At 64.9% G+C, this 12,089-nt stretch carries 9 protein-coding genes and 1 pseudogene; 5 read left to right on the plus strand and 5 right to left on the minus strand.

All coding sequences use genetic code 11. The features are described 5' to 3' along the window. Both A8G15_RS29070 and A8G15_RS29075 read right to left on the minus strand, forming a co-directional pair. Positions 1-807: pseudogene (locus A8G15_RS29070) on the minus strand (DUF7159 family protein); the annotation flags it as partial. A 55-nt stretch (positions 808-862) separates the two neighbouring features. Next, positions 863-1,777, minus strand: coding sequence for a helix-turn-helix transcriptional regulator (locus tag A8G15_RS29075; RefSeq protein ID WP_068166659.1), 915 nt, complete (start codon positions 1,775-1,777; stop codon positions 863-865). Positions 1,778-1,880: 103 nt separating this feature from the next. On the opposite strand from A8G15_RS29075, the gene A8G15_RS29080 reads away from it, so the two are divergent. Next, a complete protein-coding gene (locus tag A8G15_RS29080) occupies positions 1,881-3,134 on the plus strand; it encodes a multidrug effflux MFS transporter (protein WP_068166660.1) in 1,254 nt (417 codons plus the stop codon). Positions 3,135-3,148: 14 nt separating this feature from the next. Then, positions 3,149-4,168 carry a zinc-dependent alcohol dehydrogenase family protein gene (locus tag A8G15_RS29085; protein ID WP_068166720.1) on the plus strand — a complete coding sequence of 340 codons (1,020 nt, stop codon included), beginning with the start codon at positions 3,149-3,151 and terminating at the stop codon, positions 4,166-4,168. A gap of 275 nt (positions 4,169-4,443) precedes the next feature. Here A8G15_RS29085 and A8G15_RS32170 read toward each other — a convergent pair whose 3' ends face one another. Together A8G15_RS32170 and A8G15_RS29090 are read right to left on the minus strand one after the other, a co-directional pair. Next, the gene (locus tag A8G15_RS32170) at positions 4,444-4,587 is read right to left on the minus strand and encodes an ATP dependent DNA ligase (RefSeq protein ID WP_245688061.1); all 144 of its coding nucleotides are present in this window, start codon (positions 4,585-4,587) and stop codon (positions 4,444-4,446) included. After that, positions 4,588-5,217, minus strand: a complete 630-nt coding sequence (locus A8G15_RS29090; RefSeq protein WP_245688062.1) for an ATP-dependent DNA ligase — start codon at positions 5,215-5,217, stop codon at positions 4,588-4,590. It lies immediately after the preceding gene. A gap of 969 nt (positions 5,218-6,186) precedes the next feature. Between A8G15_RS29090 and A8G15_RS29095 the strand changes: the two genes are divergently transcribed. The 3 genes from A8G15_RS29095 (at position 6,187) to A8G15_RS29105 (ending at position 11,178) form a co-directional block, all read left to right on the plus strand. Then, complete coding sequence (locus A8G15_RS29095) at positions 6,187-7,386, plus strand: NAD-dependent epimerase/dehydratase family protein (RefSeq protein ID WP_068166664.1); 1,200 nt, start codon at positions 6,187-6,189, stop codon at positions 7,384-7,386. Beyond that, a complete protein-coding gene (locus A8G15_RS29100) occupies positions 7,379-9,319 on the plus strand; it encodes a hypothetical protein (RefSeq protein WP_068166666.1) in 1,941 nt (646 codons plus the stop codon). The genes A8G15_RS29095 and A8G15_RS29100 overlap by 8 nt, the downstream gene beginning before the upstream one ends. Before the next feature lie 185 nt (positions 9,320-9,504). Continuing rightward, positions 9,505-11,178, plus strand: a complete 1,674-nt coding sequence (locus tag A8G15_RS29105) for a glycosyltransferase family 2 protein (RefSeq protein WP_245688063.1) — start codon at positions 9,505-9,507, stop codon at positions 11,176-11,178. 166 nt (positions 11,179-11,344) lie between these two features. Here the strand turns inward: A8G15_RS29105 and A8G15_RS29110 are convergent, their stop codons facing one another. Further along, positions 11,345-11,971, minus strand: coding sequence for a TetR/AcrR family transcriptional regulator (locus A8G15_RS29110; RefSeq protein WP_068166669.1), 627 nt, complete (start codon positions 11,969-11,971; stop codon positions 11,345-11,347). Positions 11,972-12,089: the final 118 nt, after the last annotated feature.

Consider the following 12,089-nt stretch of genomic DNA (forward strand, 5'->3'; position numbering starts at 1 on the left):
GCCGGGTGGGCCAGCAGCGCCGCACCTTCCGCCGCCACGAGTTCGGGCTGTGCGGGCACGATCACCGGAAGGTTGAGCCAGGATTCCATCACGGTGGTGACCAGCGGAATGTTCGCACCGCCGCCGATGAGCACCGCGGCGTCGGGGGTGCGCCCGGAGCGGCGGATGACCTCACAGGCCAGGCGGGCCGACGTCTTCACGGGACCGTCGATGAGCGAATCCAAGCTGTCCTGTGAGAGCAGCAGCAGACCGCCCTCACCCGGCATGCACACGGCGTAGGGCGAGCTGTGCTGCAGCGTCGGCGGGCTGGGTGAAGCGGTGCAGTTCGAGGTGGTGGTCGTAGATCAGCCGGTCGACGAGGTCACCGCTGATCCGGTCCGAGCGGGCGCTGCTCAGGACGATTCCGGTGGTTCGGTCGACGACGGTGACGGTGAGGCCGGAGCTGCCGAGGTCGTAGAACACGAGCGTCTGCGTTTCGCCGAGACTCCCGGACGTTTCCAGCATCCCGAGCGCGGCCGTCACTTCGGGGACCACGTGGAAGTTGTCGATGTCCAATCGGGTCATCGCGGCGTGGGCGGCACCGGCCTGCGCCTCGTTCCGGTACGCAACGCCGATGGCGTGTACCTCGCCGATCTCGTCGGTTTCGGTGAGTGCCGTGGCAATGGATTCTGCGGCCGGTTCTTCCGGCCGTTCGAGAGTCGCGGTCACCGGTCGCGATCGGAAGATCGGACCGTCGAGGCTCTCGGTGTCACGGCGCGCGACGCGCACAGCGCTGGCACCGACCGATACACCGAGAACTGACGTCATGACGCTGACTATAACGGTTTGGTCACGGGCAGGCTCATGGAGCATGCGGGTTTGTTCAGCCTTCGTCGCCTGCGCCGGATGACGGCCGAGTCGCGGCGGTGTCGGATTCGCGGACGCGGTGTTCTGCCGTCCAGGAGGCGAGCAGCCGGAGCCGCTCGGCCGACCGGGAACCGGGTTCGGCGGTGTAGATCAGCATTACGTGGCCGGGCTCGGCGGTGAGAGCGAGTTCCTCGTAGGCGAGTACGAGCTCGCCGACGATCGGGTGGCGGAATCGTTTCGTGCCGGCACCGTGTGTGCGGACGTTGTGCGCCGCCCACAGCGTGCGGAACGTTTCGCTACAGGTGGAGAGTTCACCGACGAGGTCCTGCATCGCCTTGTCGTGAGGGTCGCGGCCCGCTTCGGCGCGCATGACGGCCACGCACATTTCCGCGAAGCGATCCCAATCGGGATAGAAGTCGCGTGCGGCGGGGTCGAGGAACTGGAAGCGTGCGAGGTTGGGAGTGCGGCCGCTGTCGCCGATGACAGGGGAGTAGAACGCACGACCGAGATCGTTTGTGGCCAGCAGGTTCTGGCGTTGATCACGCACGAAGGCCACGGCGTCGGTGATCGAGGCTAGCGCCCACTGCAGGCTCGGCCGGGGTGGTGCCGGTTTGGTTGCGCGCCGCCGGGAGCGACCGCTGGTGGGAATGCCGTCGGCGGCACGCGCCAGATCGAGCAGATGGGCGTGTTCGGTGTCGTCGAGCTGCAGTGCCCGGGCGATCGCGTCGAGTACGGATGCCGATGCACCCGCGATGGCGCCACGTTCGAGTTTGGCGTAGTACTCGACGCTGACGTCGGCGAGAGCGGCGACTTCGCTGCGTCGTAAACCCGCGACGCGGCGGTTGGCGCCGGCAGTGATTCCCGCCGTCTCGGGGGTGATCCGGGCGCGGCGGGTCATCAGGAACTCGCGTACCTCGGCTCGATTGTCCACAGTCCCGAGGTTAGGCCGATCACCGCTGGTGAGGGGTGCCCTGTCGGTACACCCCTTCTCAGGGCCTCCCACACCCGCGGGCACCGGGCCAGGCTTGTGTCCCATGACCGCACCGAACGCTCCCGGCCGGGCCGTGATGAATCGCACGCTTCCGACCCTGCTGCTCGTGCTGACGGTGTTCGGTCCCATCTCGATGGACCTCTATCTGCCGGCCCTGCCGGCGCTGAGTGCCGATTTCGGTACGGCCACCTCCGTCGCGCAACTTACGGTCACCGCCTGCCTCGTGGGTCTCGCGGGCGGGCAGCTCGTCGCGGGGCCGGTCTCCGATCGATTCGGGCGGCGCGGTGTGCTTCTTGCCGGCACCGTTGCCTACGTCGTCACGTCGGCGCTGTGCGCGGTCAGCCCCACCATCGAACTTCTCGTCCTCGCGCGGCTCGTGCAGGGCATCGCGGGTGGGGTGGGCATCGTCATCGCGCAAGCGGCGGGCCGCGACATCTACGCCGGCGGCGCCCTGATCCGTTTCTACGGGAGGGTGACCGTGGTCGGCGGTTTCGCCGCCGTCGTCGGACCCCTCCTCGGTGGCCTGCTCGACACCGTCACCGACTGGCGTGGCCTGTTCGTGTTTCTCGCCGTGGTCGGCGCGGTCATCCTCGCCGCCGCGTGTGTGACGTTCCGCGAGACCCTTCCGGCCGGGCGGCGAACGCGCGGTGGAGTGACCGACGCCGCCCGGGACTTCGGGACGCTGCTCGCGGACCGCGTGTTCGTCGGCGCGGTCGTCGGCCAGGGTTTCCTGTATGCGGCGCTGTTCGCGTACCTGTCCGGATCGACGTTCGTCCTGCAGGACATCTACGGTCTGTCCCCGCAGCAGTACGCGCTGGCATTCGGACTCAACTCGGCCGGATTCATGGTCTTCGGGTACCTCGCCGGACGGGCCTCGGAACGATGGAGCATCCGCGGCACCCTCGCCGTGGGTGTTCTGCTCGCGGGAGGCGGAGCACTCGGTCTTCTCGCCTCCGGGTCGGTGAGGATGCCCCTGTGGGTGGTGATCGTTTCGTTGTTCCTGCTCGCCGCCGGTGTCGCGAGTTCCTCGCCTCCCGCCACCACACTCGCGCTCGCCGGGTACCCGCAGCTGGCCGGAACCGCCTCGTCGCTGCTCGGCGCGGTGCGATTCGGCTTCGGTGGTGTCGCGGCGCCGCTGGTCGGTGTCGCCGGAGCCACCAGCATCCTGCCCCTCGGTCTCGTCACGACCGGTGCCGTCCTGTTCGCCGCCGTCACCGCACGAGCCCTCGTCAACCGACCCACAACAGCGACACCGACGGAAGCGGCGTCGACCATCCCCGCGAAAGTCACCCAGTGAAGGAGAGAACCACCATGCGTGGAGTCGTCATGTATGCCCCCGGCGATGTCCGGGTCGAAGAGCGGGAACATCCGACGATCGTCGAACCCACCGACGCGATCATCCGTGTCGCGGCGTCGTGCATCTGCGGGTCCGACCTGTGGCCCTATCGGGGTGCAGAGGACGTCGACCACACCCCGATGGGCCACGAGTACGTCGGGGTGGTCACCGAGATCGGCGGCGAAGTGCGAAATGTGAAGGTCGGCGACTTCGTCGTCGGATCGTTCTTCGCCTCGGACAACACCTGTGAGATCTGCCGGGCCGGGTACCAGTCCCGGTGCGTGCACGCCCACCCCATGGGCGCGATCGGCACCCAGGCCGAGTACGCCCGCATCCCACTGGCCGACGGCACGCTCGTCGCGACCCCCGGCGAGCCAGACACCGATCTGATTCCGTCACTGCTCGCGGCATCGGATGTGCTCGGCACCGGCTGGTTCGCCGCCGTGGCCGCCGAAGCCGGTCCCGGGAAAACCGTGGCAGTGGTCGGTGACGGTGCGGTCGGACTGCTCGGGATCCTGGCGGCCAGGGAACTCGGCGCGGAACGGATCATCGCGATGAGCCGACACGCCGACAGACAAGCCCTGGCCCGCGAATTCGGCGCCACCGACATCGTCGAGGAACGCGGCGACGCCGGGGTGGCCAGGATCAACGAACTCACCGAAGGGCTCGGCGCGCACAGCGTGATCGAGGCGGTCGGTACCCAGGAGTCGATGATGCAGGCCATCGACGCGACGCGCCCGGGCGGGCACGTCGGTTACGTCGGGGTCTCTCACGACGTGTCCCTCGACGGGCTCACGCTGTTCTTCTCGGGGGTGCACCTGCACGGTGGCCCGGCGCCGGTCCGTCGGTTCCTGCCCGACCTGATCCGATTGATCTGGGAGCGAAAGATCGATCCCGGCAAGGTGTTCGATCTGACCCTGCCTCTCGAGCAGGCGCCGGAGGGGTACCGGGCGATGGACGAGCGCCGCGCCACCAAGGTCCTGCTCACCGTCTGATACCGGCCGGCGGCCCAATGCTCACGATATCCGGTCGCCGCCGACGGTTCTTACGGGTAGACCCTGACCTTCCGGCCTCCACCACCGGTGTCCGGACACATCCAGGGCTACTGGTTGCCGCCGACACACGTAAGGCGGGCTCGCACAGCGCGCGGCGAGTCAGTCTCGTCCGGGTAGGCCGACGTCGCCGACAAGGATCGGCTCGACCCAGTGAGCGCCGCGAGTTTCCCGTGCAGGTGGCGCGGGATCGAGGGGACTGGTGGCGAGTTCAGTGTTCAGAGCTGCGAACGCAATCGACGTCGCATCGCTGTGGTGAACCCGGTTCCGACGTTGCCGATGTAGACCAGGTTCCGGTCGTCGTCATGGGCGGCGAGGATCAGCGAGCCGATACCGCCGCTGGCGGAACCGGATCCGGGCAATCACCCGACGACGATCGCTTCCGTGTCGGCGCGCAGGGGCGTTTTCGTCCAGGTGGGGGAACGTCTTCCGGGCAGATACACCGACGAAGTGCGTTTCGTTACGATCCCTTCCCATCCATGGTTGCGGGCAATGCCGAGGAGTGTCCGTCCGTCGGTGTCGGTCCGGTACGGAGGCGCTTGTGCGTGAGAGTGATCGTGCACGAAAGTATCCAGGACGGATCTGCGCTCGAGGTGGGTCAGGGCGGTTGTGGGCTCGTCGTCCACGTCGAGCACATCGAACAGCTGGTAGACGACGGGCGCGTTGTCGCGCAGTTGCCGGGTGGGGCGCTGGACGTGCATCCGCTGTTGCAGTCGCGAGAACGACGGCCGGCCCTTCTCGTCGAGGGCGACGATCTCCCCGTCGACAATCGCGTTCCGTCCCCTGAGCGCGGCCATGACCGCGTCGGGGAGTTCGGGGAAGGTGCCGGTGATGTCGCGTCCGTTGCGGCTGAACAGGCGGCACCGCCCGCCGCGCGTCATCGCGATCGCGCGCTGTCCATCCCACTTCATCTCGAACGCCCACCCGCCGCCGACCGGGGGAATTCTCAAGGCGGCGAGCATCGGCGTCGGTGGCGACCAGGAGTCGAGCACGCCCCTGATTCTGCGCGTGCCGCTCGCCTCGCAGCTCTCGAATCGACGAGGTCGTGAGGTGATGCAGTCGGATGCAGCAGACGCGGGTGTTGTGGGCGTGACCGGCGTTCTCGCCGGTGCCTCGGGTGGCGTCGAGTGCCGGCGACGCCGTGTAGGGATCCGCTCGGCCCGCAGTCGTGCGCTGTGACGATGACGTCAGCGGATAGCCGGTCGGCGAGCGGGTACGGAAGCGTGAGAGGCCGAGGAGAGGAGGCGGATGGGTGAGCGGTCGGATGTTCACCCAGGGGGCGAGTGCGCCGAGTCCGAGGTCACAAGGTCCAATCCGCCTGCCGTCCCGCACGAACCGCGCTGTCGGGGTCAACGCGCCGACGTGGTCGGACGGGATGGTGCGCTCCCACCCCGAGCCGTCGAATCGTTCTCCTGCATGTTTCGTTCACCACGCAAACCGGATTCGTTTGCGATAAGTTCGGCAACGCGGACAGACGATCGAGAGTAAATGCAGTCTCTGAATCAGGAGCCGTAGTTGTGACCACGACCGATCAGAACAGAGGAACGAGGATACTCGAGCAGGACATTCACTCGATTCCATGCGTGCAATCGAGCCGGAACATGCTCGGGGCGGGTGAACGCCCCCACCTCCATCGGCTCAGTCCGTATATCCACGTCGAGCGCGAGCAAACCATCGGCAGCATCGCACTCGTGGGGCGCGACGGCACGTTCCGGCAAGCTGCACCAACATGGTGCCGACCGAACGGCGTTGCCCTTCGGATGATTCGCCCTCGGAGTCTCCGGTGGAACGGTTGACGCTCATCGATGAGCGCAACGAACCCGAATCGTTCTGGCCTGCGCTCTACTCGGTACGCGACTTTCAGTTCCTACTCGTATCAGCGCGCACAGCGTGTGCAGAGACTCTCCGATTACGCCGAGACCTTCTCTGAACGGCCCGGTCGACGACTCAGCAGGTGACCCATGCAGCTACTCATTCTCGGTGGTGACGGATTCTGCGGCTGGCCAACCGCATTACACCTGTCCGCACACGGACACGATGTGACCATCGTCGACAGCTGTGTGCGGCGACGTATCGATGATGAGCTCGGTGTTCGGTCACTGACGCCGATACGACTGCTGCCCGAGCGTCTCGACGCCTGGAAGAGCGTGACCGGCAGGTCGATCGACTTCGTGGAAATGGATCTTGCCGAAGACTATTCGGCACTGACGGATCTCCTGGCAACGAAGCGGCCGGACGCGGTGGTGCACTTCGCCGAACAGCGTGCGGCACCGTACTCGATGAAATCCTCAGCCCACAAGCGATATACGATCCAGAACAACGTGGCCGTCACCCACAATCTCCTCGCGGGCGTGGTGGAATCGGGTCTCGATTGCCATATCGTTCATCTGGGTACGATGGGGGTCTACGGTTACGAATCCGTGCCGATGGATCTCCCCGAGGGCTATCTCACCGTCGCGTATCCCGACAGGACGGGGCGGAATCACAGTCGGGAAATTCTCTATCCCACGCAGCCGGGCAGCGTGTACCACCTCAGCAAGTCGCTGGACCAGCTACTGTTCCAGTTCTACGCGAACAACGACGGTGTACGCATCACCGATCTCCACCAAGGAATCGTCTGGGGTACGCAGACCGACGAAACCGAACTCGATCTACGGCTCGTCAACAGGTTCGACTACGATGGAGACTACGGAACGGTTCTCAACCGGTTCCTGGTAGAAGCAGCGATCGGTCATCGATTGACAGTCCACGGCACCGGCGGACAGACCCGGGCCTTCATCAATATTCGCGACACAGTCCGTTGCATCCGGTTGGCGGTGGAATCCGGTGCAGAGGTATCAGGACGAGTACGCGTGATGAACCAGGTGACCGAAACCCACCGGGTCATCGACCTGGCGCACCTTGTTGCCGACCTCGTCGGTGCCGAGGTCGAGTTGGTGCCCAACCCTCGCAAGGAAGCCGATGAGAACGAGCTTCGGGTACGGAACGACCGACTCGTGGGCCTCGGATTGGAACCGATCTACCTGGCGACCGGCCTGTTGACGGAGTCTGTGGAGATCGCGCAGAAGTACGCGGATCGCATCGAACGGGATCGTATCGTGTCGACGTCGTACTGGAACCGGTCCCGCCGGGCAGCAGCGGAGGAACACGTCTATGGCTGACGAAACTGCACCTTCCGGTAGCACGAGCTCCGGCGACGACGAACCCACGAACGGCATTCTTCGAGAAGAAGATCCGCAGACCCCGGACTATTTTCCCGGCGAGAAGGACCGTCCGATTCCGCGGTCTGCCTGGTGGATCCTGGGCCTCGCGGCAGCCCTGCTGTTGGCCTTCGTCGTCGTGCGGCCGGTCTGGTTCAGGGCTTCCGGTGACAGTGACAGCATCGCCGACCTGGACGTTCCTGCCGATCGGCACTTCACGAAAACGCTGGCGGGACTGGGACGTATCGACGGCACGTGGCTGACGGATGACTCTTCATCCACCTCGTTCCTCGTGTCGCTTCCCGTGGACTCTGCCCGCGAGGACACCCGACTGCGTCTTACCGGAACCACTCAGGTCGCCGAGGACAGCACAGCGTTCATCACTGTCGCGATGGATGGCCAGCAAGTGTACGAAGCCCAGCTGCCGCACGGCAACAACCCACTCGACGCGGCGATCGCCATTCCTGCCTGGACGGCAGAGGACGGCCATGTGCGGGTCCGTGTCAGTACCCACGGAATACTGCACACGGCAGTGTGCACACCGGACCAGTCGCCGGGGACGGTCATCCACCTCGATCCGGGGACGGTCGTCGAAGCTGCTCTGTCCGATCCCGTGCATACCGTCCGTGATGCCCTCGCAGCACTGAACCGCACCGTGACGGTCGTTCTGACAGACCAGAGCGACGAATGGCGCTCGACCGCGGCGGATGTCGGAATCAGGCTGACGAGAGCGGGATACGATGTCGCGTTCTCCGAGACCGTCCCCGAATCGGGCCCGTCCGACACGATCTTGCTCGGTCCGGCGGTGCGGTTGTCCGATGTGGCCGGGTGGACCGGAACAGAGGCGAACGACGACGGTTCGAACAGTGGCGGCATCTCGCTGGGAACGATCGACACCACACCCGTTCTCGGTATCGTCGAACCACAGGCCGATCTCACGGCCCTCTTCCTGTCGACGGCTGCCGCGACCACCGCCGATACCGCAATATCCGATCCGCAAGCACTCGTGACGGCGCCGGCCGCAGATCCCGCGAGCCTCGCAGCTCACGGGGCAGATCTCACTGAAGTCGAGATCACCGATTCACATACCTGGACCGTCGGATACTCCATTGCCGATCTACCGGATGGTCGTCTCCCCGAAGCCGTGCGGGTGGATCTGCGACTACCTGCGTCGCCGGCCGATCTCACCTGGATTCTGAACGTCACTCTCAACGGTCAACTCGTCGACAGCCGACGACTCGATTCACCGGATCCAGTCGTCGTCCCACTACCGCCGGCAACTCAGCTGCTCGCCAACACCCTGAAACTCACCGTGCAGCGCGACCGCGACCTCGGCGGCTGCGACGTGCGCCCCACGAGCTATCCGATTCAACTGCTCGGCACCTCCGGGTTCGTCCTCGGCGACGAACCCGGAGCAGGGTTCACGGCGATGCCCCGCGACCTCGCCACCGGATACACCGTCTACTTTCCCGACACCGAGAGTTCGACGGCGATCGAACTCCTCAACGCCTCCGTCCCCGTCATCGCCGAAATCGTTCCCTCGCAATCAAATCCTGGTTACCAGTGGAATACGCCACCTGTTCCGGGGACCTCCTTCGTGGTGGTCGGATCCAGTTCGGAGGTGGCCACGGTCGCACACGTCGAGGACGGTCGTCTCACTGCCGGTAGCAGCGACAATCCGGTTCTGGATCTTTCCTCGTTCGAAAACGGCGCCGTGATCCAGTGCGCGACAGGGCCGGGTGCGAGCCGAGGCCTGTCGATCCAGGCAGTGGGTGAGGCCGGACGTGCTCCACTTCCCTCGTTCGGCCGCGAGTGCGTCAACGTGGCCACCCCCGGAGGCACCTTCTCGCTCGACGCCGAAGGCGCACTGGTTTCCACGAATACACCACGATGACCACTACACGACGCGACGCGTCGGCACCCAGCGCGATCACCGACCACTACCGGTCGGTCGACAGTGCGCCCGCAGGGTACGCGGTCGACCGACCGGCGAGTGCGAGCAACGGCTTCCTCATCACGTTCACCGGCGTCAGCATCGTCGCGCTGTGCATCCTGACCCTGCTGGTGCACACCGGAGTCGTGAGCAAGCACGATCCGGTGATTCTCGCCGCCGGTAGGGGAAACGTCGCGGTGCCGACACGGTTGTTCATCATCGTCTTCTTCATCACCTTCGCCGTCTACGCCTACTCGAACAGATGGCGCCGCCTGTGCATCGGCTTGTCGCTGCTCGGAAAGTTCGCAGCGACATGCGTCGTCGTCGACCTGCTCGGGTGGGTGCTCCACGAACTCGAACTGGTCTCATTGACGATATTCACACAACAGGTGATCTCTGCCCTGCTGGCGCTCGCGATCTTCCCGCACACGATCATGCGACACGCCAAACTCCCGCCGGCAGGGCACGGGCCCATCTCCCCTCGGACACCGTCGAATGCATATCTCCGCTTGTTCCTCTGCCTGACTCTCGCCGTGGTCGTCGCCGCATTGATCGAACAGGTGTTCATCCGAGCGGTCGTCGACCTCAAGATGTTCGCGCTGCTGGGAGGTGTCGGCCCGGGCCTCTTCCTCGTACAGCAACTGTTCGCCGCGTTCACCGCGTATTTCGGATGGCGGGCCCTCGGACGATCTCGCCGGCTCGAGTTCGCGCCACCGTTGGCCGTGCTGGTACCTGCACACGACGAAGCCCACGACATCGCGGCGACGATCTTCGCGATCGACCGCGCAGCAGCCTCGTACCCTGAGCACATCCACGTCTACATCGTCGACAACGCCTCCACCGACTCGACAGTCGCCGTCGCCGAACAATCCATTTCCGAGTGTGCCGTTGTTACAGGGGAAGTCCTCGAATGCAGCATCCCCGGCAAGGCCATCGCCCTCAATTTGGGGCTTGCCCATATCCGAGAACAGTTCGTGGTTCGGATCGATGCCGATACCGTAATCGCCCCGGGCTGCCTGCAGACTGCGTTACGGCATTTCGCCGACCCGAAGGTCGGCTCGGTGGGCGGACTGCCGCTACCCAGAAAGCTGGAGACGTGGATCGACAAGGTCCGTTTGGTGGAAGTCCTGCTCCGACACGGATTCTTCCAGGTATCACTCGACGGATACCAGGGGGTTCTCGGCGTACCCGGGATGTTCTCCGTCTACCGGCGAAGTGCGCTCTTGCAGGTGGGTGGCATCGTCGAGGGAATGAACGGTGAGGACACCGACATCTGCCTCCGAATGGACTCGGCAGGCTACCACACCGTTGCGGACCCAAAAGCTCTCTACTACAGCGAAACCCCTCGCTCTTATGCACACCTCCGCGAACAACGAATCCGATGGTTTCGAAGCATCTACCACATCACGGCGCACAATCGAGGAACCTTGCTCGATCGACGATCCATGGCAGGCGCCTTCGTCCTTCCATTCCAACTCATCAACTCGGCCCGGCGAGCAATGCTCGTACCCATCCTCATCTATGCAGTCCTCGTCGAGGGAGTATTTCGTTCCACCTTCGACTATCTCCGCTGGCAACCGGTAGTCGCCACCATTTTGGGGATGCAGATGACCTTGGCATTGCTCGTCTGTTTCTTCTGGTGGCGCCGATCGGTCCGGCATGTTCCCGCGTATCTCTTGTTTCGCCTCCTCCGTAGCTACTTCACAATCGGTGCGGTGTTGAGCCTCGTCTTCCCTCCGCTGGAACCGCGATTACACCGTCCCCTGAATCGGCGACAATCCTCGTCCACGTCGGGCGTGTCGGGTCCGGCGGAAAAGTGAGCTGTTCGTCCGGTCGCAAGGTCCAACCCTGCTGCAGGCCAACATGAACCGCCACAGGTGAACGTCTCCCGCACCGCCCTCCGCGAGGCTGTTCCCAACTGCCTGGCGGCATCCCTGCGGAACTGGATCAAGCGTCGGTTCACGTCGACCAGACCTACGTCGGATCTCACGACTTGTCGGTCGAATCGGCCGGAATCGGGACAACACCTCGCAGGTAGGCGGCGAGGATGGATTCCAGAGGAATGGTCGCGCGGATGACCGTTCTCGTGAAGACCAGGGAATCCGTGAGCGAGATCAGCTCCTCGATCCGTTCGTCGGAATTGATGAGACCCGCGCTGGCGAGGAGGGACGAGGTCACCTCTCGGGTGATCGCGTGGACTGTGGACCGGGTCGTCAGTTTCCGCTGCAGCGAGGGGGAGTCATCGAGTTCGAGGATGAGTGCGTAGCGGGCTTTCATGTCGTCCCGGCGTTCCGCGAGTCTGTCGACGAGCGCGGCGATGATGCCGGCAAGCTCGGCGACGCTCAGGCGGCGTTCGCCTCGAGACGATGTGTTCAGCGCGCGTGCGGCATGTTCGGCGTCCGCTATCGCCCGTTCGGCGAGCGTTTCGACTACGAGTTCGAGTAGTGAGAGTCGGGTTCGCGCGTGGTGGGAGGTCGAGCCCTGCGGGATTCCGGCCTCCTGATCGACTGCCCGATGGGTGAGCGCGCGCAGGCCATCGCGGGAAATAATGCGAATGGCGCTGTTCGCGATCAGTTCTCGGCGTTCATCGGCGCCGGACACTCGTGTGGACACATTCTCATGCTACAGGTGTAGCCTGAGATCCAGAGACGCTACAGATGTAGCGGATCTGTGGTCGGGGACGGGCTGGAGGCGGTGGATCTGCTCCGTTCTCGCCGAACGGCACGAAGAG

It is taken from the genome of Rhodococcus phenolicus (assembly GCF_001646785.1).
Lineage (GTDB): Bacteria > Actinomycetota > Actinomycetes > Mycobacteriales > Mycobacteriaceae > Rhodococcus > Rhodococcus phenolicus.

What these genes read in the sequence shown, in the direction of transcription:
- A8G15_RS29080 (WP_068166660.1), top strand. Translation starts at nt 1,881, where the DNA reads ATGACCGCACCGAACGCTCCCGGCCGGGCCGTGATGAATCGCACGCTT.
- A8G15_RS29085 (WP_068166720.1), top strand. Translation starts at nt 3,149, where the DNA reads ATGCGTGGAGTCGTCATGTATGCCCCCGGCGATGTCCGGGTCGAAGAG.
- A8G15_RS29095 (WP_068166664.1), top strand. Translation starts at nt 6,187, where the DNA reads ATGCAGCTACTCATTCTCGGTGGTGACGGATTCTGCGGCTGGCCAACC.
- A8G15_RS29100 (WP_068166666.1), top strand. Translation starts at nt 7,379, where the DNA reads ATGGCTGACGAAACTGCACCTTCCGGTAGCACGAGCTCCGGCGACGAC.